The sequence below is a fragment of the Vibrio sp. FF145 genome (assembly GCF_041439075.1).
In the GTDB taxonomy this organism is placed as follows: Bacteria; Pseudomonadota; Gammaproteobacteria; order Enterobacterales; family Vibrionaceae; genus Vibrio; species Vibrio tasmaniensis_A.
Genome location: NZ_JBGONH010000029.1, coordinates 18558 through 43463, shown reverse-complemented (window position 1 = coordinate 43463; position 24906 = coordinate 18558). Strand labels below are relative to the sequence as shown.

Annotated in this window: 21 protein-coding genes and 1 tRNA gene; 15 read left to right on the top strand and 7 right to left on the bottom strand. The window is 44.1% G+C overall.

Annotated features, from left to right (window positions below; translation table 11 throughout):
- The first annotated feature begins 59 nt into the window (after positions 1-59).
- The 5 genes from fepB (at position 60) to ACED42_RS12435 (ending at position 5575) form a co-directional block, all read left to right on the top strand.
- Complete coding sequence (gene fepB / locus ACED42_RS12455) at positions 60-1043, top strand: Fe2+-enterobactin ABC transporter substrate-binding protein (RefSeq protein WP_017104269.1); 984 nt, start codon at positions 60-62, stop codon at positions 1041-1043.
- A gap of 39 nt (positions 1044-1082) precedes the next feature.
- The gene (locus tag ACED42_RS12450) at positions 1083-2129 is read left to right on the top strand and encodes a FecCD family ABC transporter permease (protein ID WP_371702748.1); all 1047 of its coding nucleotides are present in this window, start codon (positions 1083-1085) and stop codon (positions 2127-2129) included.
- On the top strand, positions 2126-3187 hold the full coding sequence (locus tag ACED42_RS12445; protein ID WP_102502583.1) for an iron chelate uptake ABC transporter family permease subunit: 1062 nt from the start codon (positions 2126-2128) through the stop codon (positions 3185-3187). Before ACED42_RS12450 ends, ACED42_RS12445 begins: the two co-directional genes overlap by 4 nt.
- Positions 3188-3541: 354 nt before the next feature.
- Positions 3542-4354 (top strand): ABC transporter ATP-binding protein, encoded by an 813-nt coding sequence (locus tag ACED42_RS12440; protein WP_135383939.1) that lies wholly within the window; start codon positions 3542-3544, stop codon positions 4352-4354.
- 189 nt (positions 4355-4543) lie between these two features.
- Complete coding sequence (locus ACED42_RS12435; RefSeq protein ID WP_009846405.1) at positions 4544-5575, top strand: potassium channel family protein; 1032 nt, start codon at positions 4544-4546, stop codon at positions 5573-5575.
- Between the two features lie 118 nt (positions 5576-5693).
- Here the strand turns inward: ACED42_RS12435 and ACED42_RS12430 are convergent, their stop codons facing one another.
- Complete coding sequence (locus ACED42_RS12430) at positions 5694-6263, bottom strand: UPF0149 family protein (protein ID WP_009846406.1); 570 nt, start codon at positions 6261-6263, stop codon at positions 5694-5696.
- A 170-nt stretch (positions 6264-6433) separates the two neighbouring features.
- Here ACED42_RS12430 and ACED42_RS12425 point away from each other — a divergent pair, with 170 nt between their 5' ends.
- From ACED42_RS12425 to ACED42_RS12405, 5 genes are all read left to right on the top strand, one after another.
- Positions 6434-8890, top strand: a complete 2457-nt coding sequence (locus ACED42_RS12425) for an ATP-binding protein (protein ID WP_371702746.1) — start codon at positions 6434-6436, stop codon at positions 8888-8890.
- Between the two features lie 248 nt (positions 8891-9138).
- On the top strand, positions 9139-9588 hold the full coding sequence (locus ACED42_RS12420) for an L-alanine exporter AlaE (protein ID WP_009846408.1): 450 nt from the start codon (positions 9139-9141) through the stop codon (positions 9586-9588).
- A gap of 180 nt (positions 9589-9768) precedes the next feature.
- A tRNA-Ser gene (locus ACED42_RS12415) sits at positions 9769-9859 on the top strand.
- Between the two features lie 614 nt (positions 9860-10473).
- Entirely contained in the window at positions 10474-11400 is a 927-nt protein-coding gene (locus ACED42_RS12410) for a LysR family transcriptional regulator (protein ID WP_009846409.1), read from the top strand.
- Positions 11401-11625: 225 nt separating this feature from the next.
- On the top strand, positions 11626-12879 hold the full coding sequence (locus tag ACED42_RS12405) for a D-amino acid dehydrogenase (protein ID WP_371702743.1): 1254 nt from the start codon (positions 11626-11628) through the stop codon (positions 12877-12879).
- Positions 12880-12955: 76 nt separating this feature from the next.
- Here ACED42_RS12405 and ACED42_RS12400 read toward each other — a convergent pair whose 3' ends face one another.
- The 4 genes from ACED42_RS12400 to ACED42_RS12385 all read right to left on the bottom strand — a co-directional run bounded on the left by ACED42_RS12400 (position 12956) and on the right by ACED42_RS12385 (position 16840).
- Positions 12956-13693, bottom strand: coding sequence for a dienelactone hydrolase family protein (locus ACED42_RS12400; RefSeq protein WP_371702741.1), 738 nt, complete (start codon positions 13691-13693; stop codon positions 12956-12958).
- A gap of 117 nt (positions 13694-13810) precedes the next feature.
- Entirely contained in the window at positions 13811-14740 is a 930-nt protein-coding gene (locus ACED42_RS12395; protein WP_371702739.1) for a 1-aminocyclopropane-1-carboxylate deaminase/D-cysteine desulfhydrase, read from the bottom strand.
- Between the two features lie 127 nt (positions 14741-14867).
- Positions 14868-16166, bottom strand: coding sequence for a sensor histidine kinase (locus tag ACED42_RS12390; protein ID WP_371702737.1), 1299 nt, complete (start codon positions 16164-16166; stop codon positions 14868-14870).
- Positions 16163-16840 (bottom strand): response regulator transcription factor, encoded by a 678-nt coding sequence (locus ACED42_RS12385; RefSeq protein ID WP_009846415.1) that lies wholly within the window; start codon positions 16838-16840, stop codon positions 16163-16165. Before ACED42_RS12385 ends, ACED42_RS12390 begins: the two co-directional genes overlap by 4 nt.
- Before the next feature lie 125 nt (positions 16841-16965).
- On the opposite strand from ACED42_RS12385, the gene ACED42_RS12380 reads away from it, so the two are divergent.
- Genes ACED42_RS12380 through ACED42_RS12370 form a run of 3 tightly spaced genes read left to right on the top strand, consistent with a single transcriptional unit; the run spans position 16966 to position 19920 of the window.
- On the top strand, positions 16966-17985 hold the full coding sequence (locus ACED42_RS12380) for a glycosyltransferase family 2 protein (RefSeq protein WP_371702735.1): 1020 nt from the start codon (positions 16966-16968) through the stop codon (positions 17983-17985).
- Positions 17982-19469: an ArnT family glycosyltransferase gene (locus ACED42_RS12375; protein WP_371702733.1), complete on the top strand. Its 1488-nt coding sequence runs from the start codon at positions 17982-17984 to the stop codon at positions 19467-19469. Before ACED42_RS12380 ends, ACED42_RS12375 begins: the two co-directional genes overlap by 4 nt.
- The gene (locus ACED42_RS12370) at positions 19456-19920 is read left to right on the top strand and encodes a GtrA family protein (protein ID WP_012603650.1); all 465 of its coding nucleotides are present in this window, start codon (positions 19456-19458) and stop codon (positions 19918-19920) included. The genes ACED42_RS12375 and ACED42_RS12370 overlap by 14 nt, the downstream gene beginning before the upstream one ends.
- A 126-nt stretch (positions 19921-20046) precedes the next feature.
- On the opposite strand, the gene ACED42_RS12365 is transcribed toward ACED42_RS12370, so the two are convergent.
- Positions 20047-22359 (bottom strand): YgiQ family radical SAM protein, encoded by a 2313-nt coding sequence (locus ACED42_RS12365; RefSeq protein WP_371702759.1) that lies wholly within the window; start codon positions 22357-22359, stop codon positions 20047-20049.
- A 330-nt stretch (positions 22360-22689) separates the two neighbouring features.
- Between ACED42_RS12365 and ACED42_RS12360 the strand changes: the two genes are divergently transcribed.
- Positions 22690-23370: a hypothetical protein gene (locus tag ACED42_RS12360; protein WP_009846420.1), complete on the top strand. Its 681-nt coding sequence runs from the start codon at positions 22690-22692 to the stop codon at positions 23368-23370.
- 121 nt (positions 23371-23491) lie between these two features.
- Positions 23492-23692, top strand: coding sequence for a DUF4250 domain-containing protein (locus ACED42_RS12355; protein WP_009846421.1), 201 nt, complete (start codon positions 23492-23494; stop codon positions 23690-23692).
- A 156-nt stretch (positions 23693-23848) separates the two neighbouring features.
- On the opposite strand, the gene ACED42_RS12350 is transcribed toward ACED42_RS12355, so the two are convergent.
- A complete protein-coding gene (locus tag ACED42_RS12350; RefSeq protein ID WP_086049155.1) occupies positions 23849-24760 on the bottom strand; it encodes a LysR substrate-binding domain-containing protein in 912 nt (303 codons plus the stop codon).
- Positions 24761-24906: the final 146 nt, after the last annotated feature.

Here is a 24906-nt window from a genome sequence, read left to right as displayed (position 1 = left end):
TCACCACAGCAAGTCCATCTTAATAATTAAACTCAGACTAAATGAAGTGCAAGTAGTAAATGAGAATCAATGTAATTTTTAAAATCAATATTGTGTTTAAGTTCGTTGTTGTTTTTTTGATTTCAGCTTCGGCTTCTGTTTTCGCAGAAACCGAAATGACATATCAAAATACTTATCCCAAGACTTTCGTCAATGCGGATGGCTCACAGACAGTGATCCCATCTAAACCGACTCGAATCCTTTCTACCTCGGTGACGATTAGCGGGACGCTACTGGCGATTGATGCTCCTTTAGCCGCAACAGCACTCACTTATGAAGGGAAGTTTTTTAGTCAATGGGCAGATATTGCTGAACAGAGAAGCGTCGAAAAGGCATGGCCTGCTGGCAGCGTTGATTTAGAGTCTGCCTATATCTATGAACCTGATTTGATTGTTGTAGCATGGCGCGGTGGTGATTCGGCGAGAGATCAAATAGCTGAATTTAAGCAAATAGCACCAACCATTATTTTGGATTACACCGCACAATCATGGCAAGACTTGGCTTTGAGGCTTGGACAGGCGACAGGGTTAGAAGAACAAGCCCAACAAAAAATTAGCCAGTTTGAGTTGTTCGTTAACCAGAGTAAAAACAAACTACAGATACCAGAAGGCGAAACCAATATTGTGGCGTATTTTGGACCTGGAGCTACCAATGCTATCGCATTAGAGGACGGCGTTCATGCGGACTTGCTCATTGACCTCGGTTTCAAAATGGAAGTGCAAAATCGTCAATGGCATGACAACACCGTGCCTTTATCAGATTTTATGCGAGTCCACTTTGAACTGCTGACTCAACTTAAAGCTGATACAACATTTTTGCTAGAAGCGAGTGATGATAGCGCTAATCGATTTATGCACGACCCAATCCTGATCAACCTTCCGTCCGTCCGGAATAAACAAGTCTTTGGTTTAGGTGAAAATTCATTTCGTATCGATATGTATAGTGCTACTGAAATCGTTAACGACATTGTTCAGCTTTTTGAACGAGATACAAATGCAGGTTAATGGCTAATGCCGATGGGAAATGGGTAAAGGATGTCCGTGATGACAAGTATTGCTAGTCCTGCAGAAGCATTTGAACAGATAAGAAATGGACAACGACAACGACGACGATGGCTGATAGCGGGAGTCGTGTTGTTATTTTTTGCCTCGTGTTTTAGCCTTTTTATCGGCACGCATTACATATCGCCGGTAGTGACTTTGGATGCGATTTTTTCTTTTGATCCAACCAACAGTGATCATCTATTGGTTGTCCACCTTCGAATTCCACGCACCTTGTTAGCTTTAGTTGTTGGCGGTGCGCTTGGTGTTGCTGGCGTTATCATGCAAAGCTTAACTCGTAACCCATTAGCAGATCCTGGGATACTCGGTGTCAATGCGGGGGCGACAGTTGCCATAGTATCAGCGATAGCCTTTCTGGGCATCCATGATATGGCCTATGTGATGTGGTTTGGTTTACTTGGGGCGGCTGTTTCCGGAGCGGGTGTTTTGGCCCTTGCTGGGGTAAATAAAGGGGTTAACCCTGTAAGAGTTGTATTGGCGGGAACTGCTTTGTCGGTTGTGTTGCTTGCGCTGACTCATATGATCACAATAAACAGCAATGAAATGGTGTTTGAACAATATAGACATTGGGCTGTGGGGTCATTTCAAGGGCGAGGTTACGATGTCTTGATCCCGGCTGCCATGTTAATAGCCATTGGATTAGCAATCGCGTTTTCATTAAGTAAAGCCTTAGATACTGTCTCGTTAGGGGACGATATTGGTCACGCCTTAGGTGTTAACCCGATCAAAATATGGTGTTTTGCTTCTATTGCTATTGTGGTTTTAGCGGGGACCTCTACTGCGGCGGCTGGTCCTATCAGCTTTGTTGGTCTTACTGCCCCTCATATTGCAAGGATGGCGGCGGGGCCTGATCATAAATGGTTGATGCCTTTCTCTTTACTGATTGCATCCATTCTGGCAGTTGTCGCCGATGTACTAGGCCGGATCGTCGGGTATCCCAATGAGATCAGTGTAGGCATTATGATTGCTCTAATCGGCGGGCCATTCTTTGTATTCTTAGTGAAACGTTGGAAGATATCTCTCCTATGATGATTGAGCCTTACACTCTTCAACATTCTGGCTCGGGAAGTGTTGTACGCTTCGGTCAGTTTTCTTTCTGTTATCAACCGTCTCATATACTTGTCGCTTTGATTTTGTTGATATCAGTTTGCGCTATTGCAACTTATTCCATGACATTGGGTAAGTTTAATATCTCGTTGCCTCAAGTGGCCGATATCATTCTTGGGGTTGGAGAGGGGGGCGTAAAAGAGCGAATAATTCTTAACATAAGACTACCGAAGGTTCTTACTGCGGTCTTTGTTGGGGCTGCGTTAGGCATTTCTGGTGCGGTATTTCAATCGGTATCAAGAAATGCTCTTGGTTCTCCAGATGTCATTGGCTTCACTACGGGGGCTGCGACTGGTGCAATTGCTCAAATAGTTTTGTTTGAGCAAGGGGCTATCGAAGTGGCAATCGCGGCGATAGTCGGCGGAGTAATCACGGCTGTTATCGTTTACTTACTTGCGGTAAAAACAGGAGTGGTTGGAGGGTATCGCCTAATACTCACTGGTATTGGGATCGGGTCCATTTTGAGTGCGCTGAACAGCCTGATGTTAGTTAAGGGTAATTTAGACAATGCCATTTTGGCCAATCTATGGCTTGCAGGATCACTGCATGCTAGGACATGGACACATGTTTATCCTGTACTTATAGGGGTATGTCTCCTCCTCCCTTTTATGATGATGCTAAAGCGTGCGCTTGCCATGATAGAGATGGGGGATGACATCGCAACTCAGCTGGGTATCCGAGTAGAGCGAGTCCGTCTTTCTATGATTTTCTTTGCTGTGGTCTTAGCCGCATTCGCGACAGGAGCTGCTGGGCCTATTGCCTTTATTGCCCTTGCTGCTCCTCAATTAGTTGGTCGATTGAGAAAGTCGCGAGCATTATCCTTGTTCTCCTCAGCTCTTATGGGCGCGTTGTTGGTCTTAACCGCGGATGTTTTAATTCAATGGTTGCCTTTTCAAGCAAGCGTGCCGATAGGCAGGATGACGGGTATTGTAGGTGGCATATATTTAATTTGGCTATTGACTCGATCTCGCCAGTTTTAAGCATAGGTACTCATATGATTAATGAGAGCGATACTTCTTAAGTTTACCGATTATTTGTCAAGTATATGAGTGTTAGAGCAAGACTCGTTTTACCGAGTTAGATCAGTACTCAAAAATGACAAGTTGGTCCAATGGGTTATGGTGTACCCAACTGAACTTGAAATTGTGTAACGCTGCCTGTTTTAGCCCCGAAGAAACCAAGCGTAACCTTAAGCAGCAACAAGTCTATTCTTGATGCTACGCTTTCCCAAGCAACTGAATAGCTAGAGCTAATTAGTTAAGTAATTAGCTAAATAAGCAAATAGCTAAAAGTTACTTGGGGATATTGTTTAACATAAATTAAATCAGAAACTTATGAGCCTATCGACACCGGTTAAATCTAAAATCACCTCTCGACTAAATGGAAGTAACCTTAAACTTGCATACGAGAATCGCGTTATTTGTGAAAATCTCGAACTTCATATTCCTGAAGGTAAATTTACGGTCATTGTCGGACCCAACGGGTGCGGAAAGTCGACCTTATTGAGAAGCTTATGCCGTTTATTGAAACCTTCTAAAGGCCAAATTTGTCTAGATGGTCAGAATATCCAAAAAGTACCAGCTAAAGAGTTGGCGAGAGAGTTGGGGTTACTGCCGCAAAGCTCACAAGCTCCTGAAGGGATTCGAGTCGTTGATTTGGTAGCAAGAGGCCGTTATCCGCATCAAAAACTGTTTAAGCAGTGGAGCTTAGATGATCAAGAGGCGGTCTTTCAAGCGCTGGAAGATACTGGTGTCACCGATTTGGCCGAGAGGCAGGTTGATGAACTATCAGGAGGTCAGAAACAACGAGTTTGGATTGCAATGGTATTAGCACAAAAGACACCGATAGTATTACTTGATGAGCCGACAACTTATTTGGACGTCGCACACCAGATCGATTTGTTGGAGTTGTTCCGCAGCCTCAATAGAGAGAAAAAACACACTATCGTCGCCGTGCTGCATGATTTGAATCAAGCCTGTCGTTATGCGGATCATCTGATTGCATTTGCTGGTGGAGAAATTGTCGCACAAGGGGAACCTAAGTCTTTAATTGACGCCAAACTCGTTAAGCAAGTATTTGGCTTAGATAGCGTTATTATTGATGATCCCGTAAGTCATACTCCATTGATTGTGCCTTTGGGGAAGTAACTCATATGACTTTTTGCTCAGTTTTGATTAACTCCAGAAATTGTTTGTAGATATTTCTAAGTCTTTTTGTACCTAAATGTGGACTATTGGCATTATTTTGGGCTCATGTGCCTTTTTCTTAAGATACATCTTGTTGATATCATTTATTTTTTCTAGCATGTAACTAAGAGAAATGGATTAGAGGCTCTAATGATAATCTGGTTACAACTCAAACGTTGGGTCAAAGCGAATATCTTTGTTTTGAATGGTAAAAACCTACTGTTTACTTTCCTCGGCTACGTGTTTTTATCGTGGTCGACATTGTATTTAGCGGGTGAAACGGACTTAACCAACTCGTTTACTACATTTGCATACTATTTAGTCGTGACGGCTTCTACAGTTGGTTATGGCGATTTGTCACCGACGACGGAAGCGGGGCGATGGATTGTTATTTTGTTTGTTATCCCTGGAGGGCTCAGCCTTTTCGCTGCTTTACTGGGTAAGGTGGCAACAGAAGGTGTTGAATATTGGCGAGCGGGCTTGTTAGGTAAAAGGAGAGTTAGAGTGGAAAACCACATTTTGATGTTGGGGTGGAATGAACAAAGAACCATTCATCTCATCCGTATGCTGCAACATGAAGAAACGGGCAAGCGACCAATCGTATTATGTACGCGTTCAGATATCGAAAATCCGTTACCCGGTGAGATCAATTTCGTTAAGGTAAACAGCTACACCGATGGTAAAGAGATGGAGAAAACGGGCATTGAGTCAGCCAGCTGTATTCTTATTGATAACCCCGAAGACGACATCACGCTGTCTGCAGCGCTTTATTGTGCGAACCGAAACCCTAAGGCTCATCTTCTGGTTTACTTTAAAGATGAGGCGTTGAGCGATTTACTGCATCAACATTGCCCAAACTCTGAATGTATTCCGGCAGTGGGTGCCGAAATGCTGGCTAAAGCTGCGGTTGATCCCGGTTCAAGTGCACTTCATCAAGAGCTTTTAAGTTCAACCAGGGGTATGACACAGTATTCGACGTATTACCCTAAAGATGCCGAACCTGTAACCGTCGCGCCTATTTTCTCTGTATTCAAAGAGAAGTATAAAGCAACGCTGATCGCAATTGATACGGGGAGTGGTATAGAGCTTAATCCGGAGTTAGACCAAGTTGTCAGCAGCGGCACTAAGTTGTTTTACATTGCCGATGAGCGAATTGATCATTTCGATTGGAAAGGCTTTTAGACGGCTATTTAGTCTCTCCTGAAGCGAAAGAAGGCCTCATTATGAGGCCTTCTTACTATCGTTCGAATATAGCGCAGCTTATTTCTTTTATATCTCTCGCTTTAGAGAGAATGGAAAATTATTGAGCTTCGGCTAATGCGATACCGCGTTGCGTTAACCCGCAAAGCATCACTGGCACAGCATTAAAGATCTCTTCAAATTGCTCAAGGCCTTCGATGCCTTGTTCTGCAAGCGTAGCAATGGAAGTTTCTGGATCGTAAAGCATGCTTAGTGAAAGCAACACGCCGCCGACCAATGCGTTGTCTTCGCTGTCTTCGGGCATCAGTGTTTCCCAATCATCACGGGCTATCTGCCAACCTTGAAGTAAGCCTTCACAAAAATCGCGAGCTGCTGTATTTACAACTTCTGCATCATCTAATTGACAAGCTTCAGGCCATACCCAAGTACCTTCGATCAGTTCTGGTCGGGTTTTGTTCCAAAGCGCGATGATAACTTCAATGTAGCTTTCCAGCTGTTCACCGTCGGTAAAAGGCGCGACTTCTTCGCCACCCCAAAGGAATGGTAGCCATTCATGAGGAGTTAACACATTTGGAGCTGCTGCCATTGCAGTGACAAAGCCCATGGTTTTGTGTTCTGTGATTAGCTTTCCTTCCAACTCTGGAAGCGCAAGAATATCTTGTAAAGTCAAAGTGAGGTACCGTAAAAGGGAACATATTTGTGCTTATAGTACCAATGAACTTGCGCCAATCAAGCTTCATCTAAAAACGCTTGATGTCATTAGTGATAAACACTAGGTTAAACAGAAAAGAAAATAACAAGATAATTATGCAAATACGCTCGTCTCTCAAGAAAAAAAGTATGGTAGCGCTTGGTGTATACCTCGCAATGTTCATTGCTATTGTCGGTAGTGTGACGTATTACGTCGTAGAATCTCCTGTACGCGCTAAGTTGCAACAAAACCTCGACTTACGTACACAACTGTTATCGGAATTGATTACAGCACCCCTCGGCAGCTCTCAAGGTTTTGTTGATAGTTTGGTTGGTTTCGCTCAGGCGCAGCGCAGTGATACTGATGTTATACCGTTATTTATTAAGTCAATGTTGGCGGCGAGCGATGACACGATCGTCAGCGCAGGCATTTGGCCAGAACCGCATGCATTGGATTCTGATAAAATCCTTAACAGTTATTTTTTCAACAAAGCCGACGATGGTGATATTGACCAGCTCTTTTCTTATAACAACCCCAAAAATGCGCCTTATCAAAACGAATATTGGTATACATCTGTAGTAAACAAAGCGCAGGGAACCATTGCATGGAGCAATGTGTATATTGACCCATATACACATGTTCAAATGATCACAGCATCTTCACCTTACTATTACGATGGAACTTTTGCAGGTGTCGCGACGGTGGATCTCTCACTCGAAGAGTTACTCGGCTTTATCAAGAACCATGCGGAAGAATACAACCTTGGTATTACTCTAAGAGACAAACTCAACCAAGTGTTGGTTTCTCATAACTTCAATCTCGTTGATGGGATTTATATTAGTAGTAACCAATTTGGAGAGTTTGGATGGCAAGTGGATGTCGTCAACTCAAAATCACGAGTAGCAGACGAAGTGTTTCGTCAGGTAATGAGCGTTGAAGGCGGTATTGTGCCGCTGTTATTATTGTGTGTCATGGCAGGTTATTACTTACTGAACCGCTATTTGATAAGCCCAATCACAACGATTGCCGCCCAAGTTGATAGTTCTAAAGCGGGCGAGATCATCGATGTTGACTACTCAAGTGATGATGAAATCGGACATTTGATCAAAACCTTCAACGAAAAAACCATCTATCTCGAAGCTGAGAAGGTTAAAGCTCAAGCATCAACCAATGCCAAAACGGCCTTTCTTGCGACCTTGTCACACGAAATTCGTACACCGATGAATGGTGTATTAGGAACGGCTCAGATCTTACTGAAAACCCCTTTGAGCACAGAGCAAGAGAAGCATCTTAAGAGCCTGTATGATTCGGGTGATCATATGATGACGTTACTCAATGAAATTTTGGATTTTTCAAAGATAGAGCAGGGTCGGTTAGATCTGGATGAAACACGATTCCCGCTTGATTCAATCATAGGTAGTATCAACAGTGTCTATTACACATTGTCTTCCGAGAAAGGGCTTCAATTCAAAGTGTACTCCGAAGTGCCTTCTGGCCGTTGGTACTTCTCAGACAAAGCACGCCTTCGCCAAATTTTATTTAACCTCTTAAACAACGCAGTCAAGTTTACCTCTCGAGGCTTTGTCGAGGTATATCTTAAAGAAGTAGTAGAGGGAAGTGACACCTACCTTAGTATTCGAGTTCGCGACACCGGTATTGGTATATCTAAAGAAGCACAAAAACGTATTTTTAAACCGTTTGAACAAGCTGAGTCTTCGACTACAAGACGCTTTGGCGGTACTGGTCTCGGGTTAGCGATTGTGAAGAAAATTGCCCAATTGATGGAGGGCAGTATTAGCGTCACCAGTGAAGAAGGGATAGGCACCAGCTTCGATGTTCGCTTGAAGATTAAGCCTTGCCAGCCTGGCGAAATAGAGAGTTTGCCACATAAGAAGTTAGATTACTCTGGCTTGAAGGTACTGATTGTCGAAGATAACCGAACCAATACCGTCATTATTGAAACCTTCATGAGCAGTAAAGGCTTCACTTGTAAGAGCGTCGAAAATGGTGAACTTGCGATACAAGCCGTGGTGGCTGAGCGCTTTGATCTGGTATTAATGGATAACCATATGCCAGTGATGGACGGCGTTGAATCAACCACTGCAATTCGAGCTTTGATAGGCGAGATATCATCGGTACTGGTGTTTGGTTGTACGGCTGATGTCTTTAAAGAGACTCGCGAACGTATGCTTGGTGCGGGTGTGGATTATATTATTGCCAAGCCGATTGATGAGCGTGAGTTGGATGATGCGTTATTCCGCTATTCAAACAAGCTTTACCAATACCATGAAGTTAAAGTTCATGATCTTGATAGCCTAGATGTAGAAAAAAACGATTCGCAAAGTAACAGCGAGTCACTACCTAAACCTGATCTACGAAACAAAGATAACACCGAAGAGCTACTCGTCACGCTGTACGTTGCGCTCGAAGATAATAACTTAGCGCTGATTAAGTCTGCATTAGAGAGCTTGCGTGTTCATGCTGAACCTATGAATAATGCAAAGCTCACAGATCACGTCGATAAAGCTTTAGAGCAGGTTTCTCTCGGTTTCACTCCTGAACAAGAAATCATCAATAGCATTACGGTAAATCTTCCTATGGCATAGTTGTTGTTTAATTACGGAAATATAATAACAAATCGCTCGTTATTTGACCTTTGTGGGTTTTGTTGGTGGAAGTGACTGCTTTTAAAGTGGTTTTTGGTTGTTAATTTACAACTTTATTTTTAATTTGGAATGTATGACTGCTTATATTGTGATTTAATAGTGACATTATCTGGCTAGGTGTAATCTAGCCTTGTTTATGTGTTGTTAAATCACTAATTAAGTAGTGATATATTTTAGGTTTATCGTCAATGAAGTCTCGTGGTCCATTCTGTATTCGAAACGCAGCTGCGGATACATTCGCTATGGTCGTTTTCTGTTTTATTTCTGGAATGATTGTTGAAGTGTTTATTTCTGGTATGACGTTTGAGCAGTCTCTTGCTTCTCGAACGTTATCTATTCCGGTAAACATAGCTATCGCTTGGCCTTATGGAGTCTTTCGTGATTGGTTCTTGCGTAACGGCGCAAAGCTTTCACAAAGCTCATTGATGAAAAATTTGTCTGACTTGGTGGCGTACGTGTTATTCCAGTCACCTGTGTATGCCGGTATTTTATTGGCAGTAGGTGCTTCGAGCGACCAGATTGTTACGGCTGTCACCAGTAACGCTGTTATCTCATGTGGTATGGGCGTGCTGTACGGTTATTTCTTAGATATGTGCCGTAAATGGTTTAGAGTTCCGGGCTACTATCAACAAGCTTAAGAAAAGCAACAAGCGTAAGTACAACGATAGAATGAAATTTGGTTTGTTTTTGATCTAATGAGTTAATTTGTAATCGAACAAACTGAAAAAGGCACTTTTTTTGATAATGCCTCTTGACCAAAGCAAGCAGAATCAATAAAGTAGCGCCTCGTTGAGTGACAAGCTCAACACACAATTTGTGGAAGGATGGCTGAGTGGCTTAAGGCGCTCGCCTGGAAAGCGAGTATACGTTTATAGCGTATCTGGGGTTCAAATCCCCATCCTTCCACCACTATTCAAAACCCTAGCAGAAATGCTGGGGTTTTCTCGTTTTAGAGCACCTATATTTTATCTCTATCTCTATCTCTATCTCTATCTCTATCTCTATCTCTATCTCTATCTCTATCTCTAGCCCAAAGTCCTTTGCCTAGTTATCACGCCTTCCAACGCTATTTATGACCACTTGCTTACTGTGATTGGTATTATACCAATCGTAGTAAATAACTGGTCACCCTAGCTTGTTAAAAACCTCGATAACTTCGTTAGAATTTTTGATTGTAGAATAACTACTTATCGAAAAATTCTGCCTTGTTCTCAAGCTTTTTTCCTACGCTATGTTTGATCACTTATTTACTGTGATTGGTATTACTCAAGTGAAAGCCGAACTTCAAAGGTGCCATGTCATCGAAAATGTTTCGTTAAGCGGTTTAAAACAGGTTCTTTAAGCTCTTTCCATCTGTCTATCAAGAGTAGATCGAATAAACGAGCATGAGCCTTTAGCTGCCTTGAAGTGACTCGGTGCACAAGTTAGTAAGTGTAAATACGTTCTTGATAAAATGGGATACATGTTCGCAGCCAATTTGTGAGACGCTTGATCTAGTGTCAGTCGAATCACAAGGAAGTTGAATGCATCACTTTAATATCCGCGCTCTTGAGTATTTAAACGCGTTGTCTAAGTATGGCTCATTGCGTAAGGCATCCAAGATGATGAATGTTGACCCTGCTGCGATGAGCAGAATGCTGACCCAGCTCGAAGCGCAAGCGGAAATGAAAGTTTGGGAACGCAACAACCGCCAATCACTGTTAACTGAGGCGGGTAATGAGCTGCTGCATTACTATCGTTCCATTGTTCGTGGAGAGGCTGCAGTGCTTACTCGACTAGCCAAGCTTAAAAACCTCAAAGGAGGCAGTGTCAGTATTGCCATCGGTGAAGGGTTTATTACCAACTTGGTGTCAAAGCCGATGCAAACCTTTATGACCCGTTATCCTGATATCAACCTTTCTATTGAAATTGCTGGGGCATTGGACGCGGTCAAGATGTTGGAAGATCAACAGATAGATTTCGCAATAACCTATGCTTCTGCTCCACATCCTAAGCTGCACTCCCACGTTGAACGTAGCCATCCGCTCGAATTGATTGCTCCGAAGGGGCACTTCCTTACGATGAAAGAAGCGCCAGTGGTAATGCAAGATATTCAAGACGCTTCTCTTGCCTTGATCGATAACTCGACCGGTATGGGGAGGCTGGTAAAGCAGGCTGAACAAATTTCCCACCTTACCTTGCAGCCAAAGCTTCAAACCAATTCGGTGACCGCACTGACTAACTTTGTATCAGCAGGATTGGGCGTCACCTTTATGCCTAAGCTCACTGTGATCGATGAAATAAAGTCAGGACAGATTGAAGTGGTTGCGACCGAGTTGGAGATGCTATCGAAGGCGACGGTTAAGGTTCAATCTTTAAAAGGCCGCGCACTCACGCTACAGGCCGAAACCTTGTTAGATTTCTTACTTGAAAACGCCACTTTCTTGAGTCATGACGCTTACAATATCTAAGAATAGTAGATTTACTTAGCGACTCCTTCTAAGCGTCCAAATACCGCCAATATCACAGTTCCAAACTGCCGAATTCGTTTTTAAGTTGAATTGAGTTTTTGTCAACGCACACTCTATTGATAAGTCAACATACGCGGAATAAGTTACAAATTATTAACGAAACGAGTTTTAGACTGACAGCTGTGTTCGACAGATTTTGGCTTTGTCGGGCATTAGGGGAAGAGAATGGAAGTTATTGTAATTGGTAGCGGTGTTATTGGGTTAACCAGTGCTTGGTACCTGGCGAAAGAAGGTCATACAGTGACGGTTATTGATCGTCAAGATAGCAGTGGCAAGGAAACCAGCTTTGCGAATGCAGGGCAAATTTCTTACGGATATTCTTCACCATGGGCGGCACCGGGGATTCCGTTGAAAGCAATGAAATGGCTTACCCAAGAGCATGCGCCTCTAAAAGTGAAGCCGTCACTTTCTCCTGAATTAGTTGCTTGGGCGACTAAGATGTTGGCCAACTGTAATGAAGCCAAGTACGCCATGAATAAGTCACGCATGTTAAGAGTGGCAAACTTCAGTCGAGAGTGTCTTACTCATCTAAGAACCAGTGAAGATTTAGCTTATGAGGGCAGGCAGAAAGGCACCTTGCAAGTATTCAGAAGCGAGAAGCAACTCGATGCTATTCAGCAGGATATGAAGCTATTAACAGAGAGTGGGATCGAACACTCGCTGTTTGATGTTGACCAGTGTCTGTCAGTGGAGTCGGGTTTAGCGGACGTCAAAGACAAGCTGGTGGGCGGCTTATACTTACCTCATGATGAAACCGGTGATTGCCATCAGTTCTGTTTAACCTTGACTGAGAAAGCCAAGCAACTCGGTGTTAGGTTCGTGTTTGATACTGAAGTGGTAAGTTTGAATCATCAGAATCAAACCATTGAGAGTATTACAACGACTCAAGGCGAGTTCAAAGCGGACGCTTACGTGGTCGCTTCAGGAAGCTATTCTCGAGAACTGTTGAAACAAGTCGACTTGTCTATCCCGGTTTACCCAGTGAAAGGGTATTCGTTAACACTACCGATCGTGAATGTAGATAAGTCACCAACTTCGACTGTGATGGATGAAACCTACAAGGTAGCGATGACGCGATTTGATGATCGTATTCGCATTGCAGGGACGGCAGAACTTGCGGGGTTTAATTACCTGATTCCAGAAAAACGCAAAGCTACCATTGATATGGTGATTAAAGATCTTTTCCCACAGGCGGGGGATTTCTCTAAGGCTGAATATTGGACTGGGTTAAGACCAATGACACCAGATGGTACGCCTATTATCGGCAAGACGCCTATCAAGAACCTATTTACCAATACAGGTCATGGAACATTAGGTTGGACAATGGCATGTGGCTCAGGAAAGATCTTAGCAAGCATAGTCAGTGGCTCTGCCTGTGATATTAAATCTGATGACTTAAGTATCCATCGTTATTTGTAGCGGCATGACACCGTGTTAACTTAAGTCACCCCATTCTTAAACTGTAGAATGGGGTTATGGGTTCTCAAGGAGAAGATTATCTGGTGGTGGTTTCTAGTACATGGGTAAATCTATCCCACGATTTCTGGTCAGCTTCTTGTTGATAGTTGTTTGAGCCGAATACGGTAAAGGCATGTGGCGCACCACTGTAGGTGATCATTTCATGCGGAACCTTGCTTGATTCAAGTTGAGCTGCGAGGCTTCCAAAGTCGTGCATTGAGATCATGGCGTCTGCTGTACCATGGAACACGACAACTGGAGCTTTTGTCTCAGAGTAGTCTTGTCCTTTAGGTGTCGATAAACCGCCATGGAAGGTGACATAAGCTTTCGATGGGATGCCAGCACGAGCGGCTTCTAAAACGGCTGCGCCACCAAAACAGTAACCCATCATCACGTTGTTATCTAAGTTACCACCAAGCCTTTTCGCTTCCTTCGCTCCCGCATTAAGCAGTGCACGCATTTTTTCTCTGTCTTTATACAACTCGCCTGTGTGTTGTTTTTTGTCTTTCACTTCGGTAGGGCGAATGCCTTTACCAAATAGGTCGATGGCGAACACGTTGTAACCGAGTTCGTTGAGCATCTCAGAACGTTTCTTTTCGTAATTAGTTAAACCATCCCAATCGTGTACTAATAGCACTAAAGGCGCTTGGTCACTGGCTTCACTCCAATAACCTTCGTAATCCATACCATCGACTTGGTAAGTGATGTTTTCTCCTGAAATCGCAGAGAAGGGCAGTAAAACTGAAAACAGGCCGAGCGTAGTGATTGTTCGCATGCGTGATTCCTTTCGATGACAATTGATGTTCCAATCGAAAGTATAGATAACGCGATGATTCTCGCCAGATTTCAGTTTATAACTTGAATAGCTAAACTGGAGAATAAAGGAAAAAAATTACCAAGATGTGTTGGTTTTGCTAATGCTCATCTCCGGATACTTCCGCTGATAGCGCGGCAACATCGATTCATTGCCTAAGATGCCGCCTTGATGAATATAGATGATGGTCTTAGTTGGGTTGTCTTGTTGCCACTGTACTAAGCATTGCCACATCAAAGGGTCATAGAGCAGGTCAAACTCAATGTCAGTTTGCTCTTGCAGGTCTAACCAAGTTTGATAATCCTGCTGATACAACTTACCAAAATGGTGTTTGGTTTTGAGCGGTAAAATCTGTGGGTGATCGGATTCGCCAAGTTCATCGAATTGCTGAGTTAAATAGTCATTACCACCTACACACGCACAGGTTAACACCGGGATATTGTGTACTTTTAAATGCTTATGTAGATACAGAGCCGTACTGCCTGTACCAGCGGGTAGTGCCACCACAAAATCGTGTTTGTTTTCGAAGCGCGTCCAGCTGAGTATTTCCATCGCCAGTTGCTTCACGCCATATTCTGAAAGCTGAGAACGTCCACCTTCAGGTAACACAATACAATCGGAACCTGGTTGCCTTATTTGTCCAATATACGCTTGTGGATGAAGCTCAGAGCCTGTTTCTTTGACTGAAATAACCTTAGCCCCAAGATCGATAGCGCCACGGTAGTTGCCGAGTGGGCGTTCTTGTAGCCATTGAGGAAGGTGGTCGACGTAAAACTCAAGCGTCCAGCCTTTGATTTTTGCAAGTGCGGCTAGCGAGAACAAGGAGTTAGCTTGAGCGGACCCATAGCTTATTAGAGTGGTGGTGTTTGGGTGATCGTCTTCCAGTAGCTTCATGAACTTTCTGGCTTTGTTGCCGCAAAAGTGGGAGTGAAGCTTATCGTCTCGCTTTAAGAAAAAGGTGTGATCGTTGTATTGATGCTGAGTTACAGGGCTATTATTTAGTTTCATCGCACTTAGATAAAATGCTGACTCAAGAGCCAGCATTTTTAAATCAAAAAGGACTACTGAGTATCTAGTAGCTAGCGAGTGCTGTAAACCAACTAAATCAAGTTTTCATAGAGTATTGAGCTTCGTATTACGAGTTTGCTTGCTTTAATGTGGATAAGGAGGAATCTGTCTGAAAGGCGATTCTTGCAGTACACCCTCCAGAGTTGCGATTGACCAACTCAAAGTCCCAATGGAAGCGCTGGCACAAGTCGTCGACAATCAATAAACCTAATCCATGACCATTCGGATTGTACTGTTCCTGAAGGCCTTCTCCTTGGTCTTCAATTACCAGATTGTCTTGTGAGAGAGTGATGCTCACTGTGCCACTATTGGTCGCTGCAATCGCATTTCTCAACAAGTTGCCAACCAACATGTTCATGATCGCACTGGTGGCTTGAATTATAGGCTCAGATTGAATGAGTAGGGATATTTCGACTGCTTTCTCATTTGCTTGTAACGTATTTTTGGAAACGATGGTCTCTAATTCTTGCTGGCTAAACAAGCGCAGCGGTGCATCGTCACTATTTCTTTCGTAACGAACTAGGCCAAGCAAAGCATCGACCATCTCAGACATCTGAACAATGGCTTCATCAATGCGTTCAACCTGCCGAGATTGAAACTCGGTGGTTTCGCTTCTTAATAGCAATTTATTCGCACCACGAGCAACGGTTAGTGGTGTTCTTAACTCATGGCTTGAGTATCGAGCAAAGGCTTGTTCACGCTTGACCAAGGAATTGATTTCTCGACGATACTGATTCAGTTGATCGGTTAGCTGACGAAATTCAACTGCCGCATCATCGCTCACACCGAACTCTTCGTTGAGATTGAGTTTATTCGACTCAAGTTGCTCAGACAGAGAGTTGAATGGTTCAATCAGTCGTTTTGAGAGTCGATAGAGCAGAGCACCAAAACTAAAAATTAAGATAGAAAGTAACGTGAGCACAAAGGCGGTCGCGTACACAAGTTCAGAAATAGCAAATTCAACACGGTCTATTTCGGAAAGTAGGATTATTGGGTGGGTTTTTCCTTTGTCAGAATACTCGCCAACATAGACCATTCTTGACTCTGGCTCTTCGCCGATCTCTCCGAGAAAGCTCTCTTTATTTGCAATGAGCTTATAATATTCGGGAGGTACGAATGACGGGTCGTTATAGGCGACTGTCAGATCATCAATTCTTAACTCACCACTTTCTCCGGCTTGAAATAGCTCGACGGCGTAATTGCGGTCAATCAAGATGCGTCTTTCACCGACCCGGTCTTCAGACATGTAGAGCGCGACAATAAAAACGACATAGACGAACGCAGACACAATCACGGCCATTAGCCCAAAGAAAACAGCTAAGCGGCCGGTGAGGGTTTTAGTGCTTGTCAGAAAGTTGGAAATCAATTCGATGACTCCAAGCGGAATCCTATTTTAGGAACCGTAATCAACATTTGACTGTCAAAAGGCTTGTCGAGTTGATTTCGTAATTGATAGATATGACTGCGCAGCACATCATTATTGGGTTCATCTTCTTCCCATAATTTGTAGGAGATATCTTCACGAGTCACCACTTCTGGTGCGTTTTGGCAGAGCATCTCAAGTATGGTGTAAGTGGTTGGGTTTAGCGCAAGAAGCTTATCTTGGCGGTAAGCTTTACGGGTTTTTTGGTCGATGGTGAGTTCACCGAACTGAAGTTTTGAAGAGGCTACTTTTCCGCGGTAACGACGAACTAGTGCGTTCATTCTTGCTTCTAAAATATCCAAATCAAAAGGCTTGGTTAGATAGTCATCGGCACCATGCTCAAACCCTTTCAACATATCATCGCGGCTATCTAGCGCGGTCAGCATCAAAATAGGTGTCGCGTTGCCTTGGTCTCGCAATTTATTACAAACCGTGAGGCCGTCCATTCTTGGCAACATCAGATCCAATATGATGATATCAAATGAGTTTTCCAACGCGAGTTGCAGGCCGAGTTCGCCGTTGTCCGCATAATCGAGTTCCATACCAATACACTCAAAATAATCAAACAAGACACCTGCGATTTCACGGTTATCTTCGACTAATAGAACTCGTTTCATTTTGATTCTCATACAGAAATAGACGGTAACATTATCCTGAGTGAGCGTGAAAAATATGTCAATAACATAACTTTCACTTATGGGAGGGTAGATTGGGTTCAGATTAAAAAATAGAAGAACGTATTATGTCTGAACTTCATATAAGCCGCCCTAAGATATCTACATCGCAGATCAACCCTGCGGTTTCTCTGTCTATCATTGTGCCTTTTTACGATGAACAAGAGGTATTGGAAGAGTTCCACTCTCGCCTTACCAAGGTGCTTGATAGCTTGCCCATCAAGAGTGAAATCGTTTATGTCGACGACGGTAGCAAAGACAGCAGCTTGGAGTTGGTGAGTTCATTCACTTCAATCAATAGCTCAATTTCTGTTATCGGTTTAAGCCGTAATTTTGGCAAAGAATCAGCGATGAGCGCAGGCCTTGAGCACTGTCGTGGACAAGCGGTGATTTTGCTAGACGCTGACTTACAAGATCCACCTGAGCTTATCCCGCAAATGATTGCCAAGTGGCGCGAAGGTTATGACGTCGTCAATATGCAGCGCAGGCAGCGTGATGGTGAAACATGGTTTAAGAAGTTTTCAGCAGCGAGCTTTTACAAAGTCATGAACGTGGCTGCGAAGATTGATGTTCCTGAGAATGTGGGTGATTTTCGACTGTTAAGCCGAGAGGTTGTCGACCATATCAATCAGCTTCCAGAACGTAACCGCTACATGAAAGGCATTTTTTCATGGCCGGGTTTCCGACAAGCGACACTCCAATTTAAGCGTGATGCTCGCTTCTGTGGCGAGACCAAGTGGAACTATCTGAAACTCATCGGATTGGCGATGGATGGCATCACATCATTCTCTATCCGCCCACTGCGTATTGCGACGGCAGTTGGTGGATTAGTGGCGCTTACTGCTTTCGTGTATGGCGTCTTCATCGTGTTCAAAACCATGATGTTTGGTGAGCCAATTACGGGTTATCCGTCAATGATGGTCGTGCAACTTGGACTTGGCGGAATCCAACTGTTGAGTATTGGTTTAATGGGGGAGTACATAGGTCGTATTTTCATCGAAACCAAGAATCGCCCTCTTTATCTGATCCAATCGGTCGTTGATACACCCGCATTGAAAACACATTTTAAATTAGAGGAATCAGCATGAGTCTGAACAGAACGCATCTATGGTATTTGTTGGCTTTTGCACTAGTTTTAAGGCTTTTATCTTTGGCGACTTATCCGTTAATGGACACCACTGAAGCGCGCTATGGAGAAATGGCTCGCTTGATGGTAGAAACTGGCAATTGGTTAACCCCTCAGTTTGATTACGGTATTCCTTTTTGGGGTAAGCCACCGTTGTTCACATGGATGAGTGCTGCTGGTATTGAGTTGTTCGGCTTGAGTGAGTTTGCTGTGCGTGCTCCGCATTGGTTAGCTGGTTTCGCGACGATTCTATTGGTCGCGTATCTGGCGAAGCGTACGGGACAAAGTGCCTTAGTGGCGGCTGTTGTATTGGCAACATGTGGGATTTTCTCTATCGCCGCGGGTGCTGTGATGACCGACATGGCGTTAACGTTAGCCATGACCATCGCGATGCTGGGCTTTTACTTATGTTGGCTCGGTGGAGAAGACTGTAAAGGCGAAGGAAGTGAGAGAACCAACAAAACCTGGGGTTACGTTGGATTTGTAGGCTTGGCGTTGGGCTTGCTTGCAAAAGGTCCTGTTGCGATTGTGATCATGGGTATCGCAGTATTCCCTTGGTTGCTATTACAACATGGTATCTTTGGGGCTTTTAAAGTGTTGTGGCAACGCTTTCCACTGTTGTCTGGTTTAGGTGTCATGCTGGCGATTGCCTTGCCTTGGTACATTATGGCTGAAATGGCTACTCCGGGCTTTATTGATTATTTTATTGTTGGCGAACACTTTAAGCGTTTTGTTGTGAGTGGTTGGGAGGGCGATTTATACGGTTCTGCTCATGATGAAACCAGAGGCATGATCTGGGTGTTTTGGATTCAGGCCGCTGCGCCGTGGTCGATTGTATTACCTATTTTAACTTTCGCTCGTCGCAAGAAAATTGCAGAAATTAATACTGAAAATCGCGGCTTGTTTTCATTTCTTGTCTGTTGGTTGATTTCGCCACTGCTTCTTTTCACCATGGCGGGCAATATTCTCCCTGCGTACGTACTGCCGGGGATTCCAGCCCTTGGGATGCTGGTTGCTATACTTGTGGTGGAAAAAGATAAGAAGTGGTTTTCGAGTGTGGCTTTGGTGCTACCTGTGCTGTTAATGATTGCGATGGTTTACCTGAACTTAGGGAAGGCGAACGAGAAAAGTGACCGTATTATTTTTGAACAGATTACGGATTCTGCGCCAAGTTTTTATGTGGGTAAAAGACCATTCTCAGGGCAATTTTACAGTCATGGGCAAGCGAAAAAGCTTCTTGATATCGAGCAACTAAATGGCATCGATAAATTCTATTTGATCGGCCATAAAGCGGAAGTGGAAATTAAGATCAAAGAGAACGCATTAACGTGTATTTTGGAACCGACGGTCAAGATCAAGCGTGCTCTGTTCAGCTGCCATCACCAGAGCAACACACCAAATTTTTCGTTGAATCATATTGAAAGTGAAAATGATGTTCAGCGTTAACTCAAGGCTACGAATGTTCAATGACAAGCTTCAATCACATAGCCAAAGACTACAGTCCCACCACAAGATGGTTCGATTTGCTGTGGTTGGTGTTGGTGGGTTTGTTGTTGATTGTTTGGTTTTTGCATTGCTGCATTATGTTGTTGGGCTGCCTTTAATGATGGCGCGAATTAGCTCCTTTATTGCTGCTGCAACGACGACATGGTTGGGTAATCGTATACTGACTTTTGAATATAAAGGGCGAGGTCATTGGTCTGAGAAGCTGATTCAGTGGCAAAAGTTTATGTTTACCGCATCAATATCAGCGGTACCTAATTTGCTGTGCTTTAAGCTGATGACGGAATTGCTTCCTACCTTTATCGGAGCTGTTTTTATCGCAATGGCAGTGGGGACTCTTGTCGGAATGGTCACCAATTACCTATTTAGCCAGTATTGGGTGTTTACGCGTTAGATAAGTAGGTAACCCCCTTGGTATCTACGTGGCTAAGGAGCTAGCCATTGGCAACGGGCACAAAAAAGCGCAGCTAAAAAGCTGCGCTTTGTGTTTTTACCATAGCGAAGTCAATGGGTTGCTGTCTTAACGTTGTGCTGCGCGTTGGCGATTCTTGCCGTTACTCACAGGTTTACCACCTTGACCATTACCCGCTTTGTTACGGTTTGGCTTGCCATTCCCGCCGCCATTGCCTTGAGATTGCTGACTAGCAGGGGCTTTTTTGATAAAGCCCGTCGCTGGTTTATGCGCGTTACCATTGCCGTTCTGCTTTCCGTTGCCCTGATTGCCATTACCTTGGCTACCCGTTGGCTTCTTACCGCCCGGTTTTGGCTTATTGCCACCTGGCTTAGAATGGTTACGTGGGCTTTCGCCACCAAGACCTGGTTGAGACTTACTGTGCTTAGTCGCAAAGCGCTGTGAGCCGTGACGACCAGACTTACGACGCTGCGCCGGTGTCTGAGCTTCAAAATCTTCTTCTGGTACTAGACAGTTTGCTTTGTCACCAATTAGGTGTTTTTTACCCATGCTGATCAGCGCTTCACGGATGATCTTCCAGTTTTCAGGATCGTGGTAACGAAGCAGCGCTTTATGCAGACGACGTTGACGATCACCTTTCGGTACAGGAACATCTTCACGCTTCTTATATTTCACGCGTTTCAGAGGGTTGGTCTCTGAGTAGTACATCGACGTTGCATTACACATTGGCGATGGATAGAAGTTCTGTACTTGGTCACACTCGTAGTTGTGCTTTTTCAGCCACATTGCAAGGTTAAGCATGTCTTCATCTTCTGTGCCCGGGTGAGCAGAGATGAAGTAAGGAATTAGGTACTGTTTCTTACCGGCTTCAGCGCTGTATTTCTCGAACATCTCTTTGAAACGATCGTAAGTGCCCATACCCGGCTTCATCATCAGATCCAGTGGGCCTTTTTCAGTATGCTCTGGAGCAATCTTCAAGTAACCACCAACGTGGTGAGTCACAAGCTCACGAACGTATTCTGGAGATTCAATCGCTAAGTCGTAACGTACACCAGAAGCGATCATGATCTTCTTAACGCCCGGTACTTTTCTCGCAGAGCGGTACAGGTCGATGGTGTGTTGATGGTCTGTGTTTAGCTTTTCACAGATTTTCGGGAACACGCATGATGGACGACGACAGTTAATTTCTGCTTTAGGATCTGAACAACCTAAACGGTACATGTTCGCCGTTGGGCCGCCCAAATCAGAAATAGTACCGGTGAAGCCCGGCACTTTATCTTTAATGTCTTCGATTTCATCCAAGATAGATTCTTTCGAACGGTTCTGGATGATGCGACCTTCGTGCTCTGTGATTGAACAGAAAGAACAGCCACCAAAACAACCACGCATGATGTTAACCGAGGTTTTGATCATGTCGTATGCAGGGATTTTCGCTTTGCCGTACATAGGGTGCGGAACACGCTTATAAGCAAGGCCAAACACGTAGTCCATCTCTTCTGTGGTCAATGGAATCGGCGCTTGGTTAACCCAAAGTTCGCGATCACCGTGACGTTGAATCAGAGCACGACCTGAGTACGGGTTTGTCTCAAGGTGCAGAATACGGCTAGCGTGAGCGTAAAGAATACGATCATTGTTTAGCTTTTCGTAACCTGGGATACGAACCGCGGTTGTTTTTGCGTCGTGACGAGAAGGACGAATAGTAATAGGTTGCGCTTTTATTTCTTCTTTTTCGTCTTTCTTAGTATCACACTGGGTTTCAACTTCGTAAGGGTTAACCGGAACGTACGCTTTGTTCGGCTTTTCGATACGAGAAGAGTCAATGATCTTGAAGCCTTCTGGGGCAGCAGGAAGATTGATAGCAGTACCGCGGATATTGGTCAGCGTAGACATGTCTTCGCCATCGGCAATGCGGTGTGCCACTTCAACCAGTGCACGCTCAGCGTTACCAAAAAGAAGAATATCTGCTTTTGCGTCAAACAATACAGAGCGACGAACTTTATCTGACCAGTAGTCGTAGTGAGCAACACGGCGCAAACTTGCTTCGATACCACCAAGAACGATTGGCGTGCCTTTGTAGGCTTCGCGACAACGTTGGGAATAAACTAGAGTTGCACGGTCAGGACGCTTGCCACCTTCGTTGTTTGGCGTATAAGCATCATCGTGACGTAATTTGCGATCAGAGGTGTAGCGGTTGATCATGGAGTCCATGTTACCCGCTGTAATGCCGAAGAATAGGTTAGGTTTACCTAGCTTTATGAAGGCGTCTTTATTGTCCCACTTTGGTTGCGCAATAATGCCCACGCGGAATCCTTGAGCTTCAAGAAGGCGACCAATGATAGCCATGCCAAAGCTCGGGTGATCGACATAAGCGTCACCAGTTACAATAATAATGTCACAGCTATCCCATCCAAGAGCATCCATCTCCTTTCTACTGGTAGGCAAAAAAGGTGCAGTTCCGTAGCACTCGGCCCAGTATTTTTTGTGTTCGTGAATAGGAGTGATATCGCTGTACATATTTCAACCTCTGATTTTTGAGGCGGGAATTATAGCGGCATGAGCCTAGACTAGCCAGTAGAACATGCCCCTGTTAGTTTTGATGTCTTTCGTATTTTTACGGTAAATGGCGACAGAAGAGCCATACATCAGCATAGTTGAAGCCTTGAATCTCGTCTCTAATTTATGATTTTGATTAGTGTTCGCACCAGTTTTTGATATTATTCGCGAAAATAAGTTTGAAGAAGTAGATCCACAATGGTCGAAACGTTATTAGTACAATTTGCTCCGATGCTATTAGGAGCCCAACTGATCTTAACCCTCATCTTAGTGAAAGGGGATATTTGCCCGGGACAACGTGGCCGCATTCACAAGATGTTGCCTGCAATTGGCGTGCTTTGGCTTGCCGTTGCCTCATTAAGAATTGAAGCATTTCTTGTCGTGTTCGCGATCTTTTATTTCTATTCTCAAGTTCAAACCAAGAAGACTCGAGATTCTGGCCCTATTTGGGTGATGTATTTAGCTTGTGGTTTAGCACTGTCATACGTTGCTATACAAGCGACGGAGCAAGCAACCACAGTCGGTATTATTAGCACTTTATTACTCGTGGTTTTATTGGGGGCAGCGTTTGGTCATTTACTGCTGACGATTGCAAGAACACGCTTACAGGCTTTTCACCGTGTTCTGCCCGTTGTTGGTGTGCTGACGGGGATGTTGGTGGTTTTGGCGACGGTCATCAATGTTTACTCTCTGTCTGAAGCTCAATTAGAGCCAATGATTTCAACTCTGCTGTTTAGCTTTGCTTTGCTAATCTCTGCTATCGTGGTGTGGTGTTGGCATTTATTGTTCGTTAAAACCCCTGAAAAGCTTCAGCTGACTATTTCATTGTTGATGTTATTGGCGGCGGCTGTTGGTTTAACGCCAGTTTGGGCGATGTAGGCGGTTACTGATCTCACAAGCCTTTCGGTGTTGAATCGAAAAAGTGTGATCTGTTTTTTAGCGTGGTGTTGGTAAGCGTTCTAAACTCAAATCTAGTCGGTGTGTTCGTTAGGAGTACGGGATGGATTTAAGCAACGTCAAAGGTTTCGATAGCATTATTTTGCTGGGAATCGTGAATGAAAAACTTCGCTTAGAATGCGATAGCTTTGAAGAGCTGATCAGTATGTATGAAATGGATATAGAAAGTGTCGTGGGCAAGCTTGATATGTTGGGCTATCAATACGACCCACTGACTAATCAGTTCAAGTCTTACTCAAGATAAGCTCACAATGAGAGTTTCTTCTATCGTGGATTAACACTCATTACCTGTTGTCGGTATTGGCAATAAAAAAGTCACAGATAATCTGTGACTTTTTTTGTTTCTGGCGCATATCTATCAGGTTCAACGCAGGCATAAACTAACCCAACAACGAGTCTCTTAAACGACCTCAATGCCATCTAGGTGACTCTTACTTTGCTGTCTTGCCGTGCTAAAGAAAGCTTGTAGGTAACGTTTGTCTTTTTCTGAGTTTCTTACCGCTGCGAACAACCTTCTTGAAAGTCCTTTGCCCAATGGTTTACTGGCGATTAACCCTTGTCTTGAAAACTCACTGATTGCCCAATTAGGTAAGGCCGCAACACCTAAACCTGCCGATACCATTTGCACTAACATCAATGTGTTGTCTGCCTGTTTCCATTTCTTTGGTTCAACGCCTGCAGGTTGCAAAAAGTGTTTCACTACATCGAGACGCTGCTTTTGAACCGGATAAGAGAGCATGGTTATATCGCTAAGATCTTGCGGTTCAATACTCGGCTTTTCGGCTAAAGGAGAGTTGATCGCGGTGATCAAACGCATCTCAAAATCGAAAAGCGGTTCGTAGTGGACTTCAGAACGGGGCTGTATATCAGAGGTGATCACCAAATCGAGTTCTCCAGCCATCAAGGCCGGTAGAGGCTCGAACCCAAACCCTGACGAGAAATCTAAGGTCACGCTTGGCCAAGCAACTTGGTATTCCTTCAAAGCGGGCATTAGCCATTGGAAGCATGAGTGACACTCGATCGCCATGTGCAATCGGCCATTCACATCCTCTTTTAGGCTTGCGAGTTCGTTTTCAGCTTTGGCGATTTGTGGCTGTATCTCATCAGCCAGTTTTAACAAAATTTCGCCTTCCGAGGTAAATTTAACCGGCCTTGTTTTACGCAAAAAGAGCTGACCGCCAATACGGGCCTCAAGGTCTTTCAACTGGTGAGAAAGTGCCGACTGAGTCAGATGAAGAGAAGTTGCAGTCGCGGTTAGCGAGCCGCTGTCTCTCAAGGTGGTCAATGTTCGAAGGTGTTTAAGCTCTATCATGAGTATTCCTCATATTCCCTAAGCTAATTCAATATTTCTTAATAATCACCCTACGGTGTTTTCTTTCATTTGTAAACGTCTGGATGTCCAGATGGATTTAATAAATTAGCGGTTAGATTATTAAAGATGAAAATTATTAATAAACA

Excerpts from the sequence above, each read along its gene's own strand:
- ACED42_RS12365 (WP_371702759.1), bottom strand. The coding sequence starts at position 22,359 with ATGGATGCTCTTGGATGGGATAGCTGTGACATTATTATTGTAACTGGT.
- ACED42_RS12395 (WP_371702739.1), bottom strand. The coding sequence starts at position 14,740 with ATGAAACTAAATAATAGCCCTGTAACTCAGCATCAATACAACGATCAC.
- fepB (WP_017104269.1), top strand. The coding sequence starts at position 60 with ATGAGAATCAATGTAATTTTTAAAATCAATATTGTGTTTAAGTTCGTT.
- ACED42_RS12355 (WP_009846421.1), top strand. The coding sequence starts at position 23,492 with ATGGATTTAAGCAACGTCAAAGGTTTCGATAGCATTATTTTGCTGGGA.
- ACED42_RS12445 (WP_102502583.1), top strand. The coding sequence starts at position 2,126 with ATGATGATTGAGCCTTACACTCTTCAACATTCTGGCTCGGGAAGTGTT.
- ACED42_RS12360 (WP_009846420.1), top strand. The coding sequence starts at position 22,690 with ATGGTCGAAACGTTATTAGTACAATTTGCTCCGATGCTATTAGGAGCC.
- ACED42_RS12450 (WP_371702748.1), top strand. The coding sequence starts at position 1,083 with ATGACAAGTATTGCTAGTCCTGCAGAAGCATTTGAACAGATAAGAAAT.
- ACED42_RS12375 (WP_371702733.1), top strand. The coding sequence starts at position 17,982 with ATGAGTCTGAACAGAACGCATCTATGGTATTTGTTGGCTTTTGCACTA.
- ACED42_RS12370 (WP_012603650.1), top strand. The coding sequence starts at position 19,456 with ATGTTCAGCGTTAACTCAAGGCTACGAATGTTCAATGACAAGCTTCAA.
- ACED42_RS12410 (WP_009846409.1), top strand. The coding sequence starts at position 10,474 with ATGCATCACTTTAATATCCGCGCTCTTGAGTATTTAAACGCGTTGTCT.
- ACED42_RS12400 (WP_371702741.1), bottom strand. The coding sequence starts at position 13,693 with ATGCGAACAATCACTACGCTCGGCCTGTTTTCAGTTTTACTGCCCTTC.
- ACED42_RS12385 (WP_009846415.1), bottom strand. The coding sequence starts at position 16,840 with ATGAAACGAGTTCTATTAGTCGAAGATAACCGTGAAATCGCAGGTGTC.
- ACED42_RS12350 (WP_086049155.1), bottom strand. The coding sequence starts at position 24,760 with ATGATAGAGCTTAAACACCTTCGAACATTGACCACCTTGAGAGACAGC.
- ACED42_RS12425 (WP_371702746.1), top strand. The coding sequence starts at position 6,434 with ATGGTAGCGCTTGGTGTATACCTCGCAATGTTCATTGCTATTGTCGGT.
- ACED42_RS12435 (WP_009846405.1), top strand. The coding sequence starts at position 4,544 with ATGATAATCTGGTTACAACTCAAACGTTGGGTCAAAGCGAATATCTTT.
- ACED42_RS12420 (WP_009846408.1), top strand. The coding sequence starts at position 9,139 with ATGAAGTCTCGTGGTCCATTCTGTATTCGAAACGCAGCTGCGGATACA.
- ACED42_RS12405 (WP_371702743.1), top strand. The coding sequence starts at position 11,626 with ATGGAAGTTATTGTAATTGGTAGCGGTGTTATTGGGTTAACCAGTGCT.
- ACED42_RS12380 (WP_371702735.1), top strand. The coding sequence starts at position 16,966 with ATGTCTGAACTTCATATAAGCCGCCCTAAGATATCTACATCGCAGATC.
- ACED42_RS12440 (WP_135383939.1), top strand. The coding sequence starts at position 3,542 with ATGAGCCTATCGACACCGGTTAAATCTAAAATCACCTCTCGACTAAAT.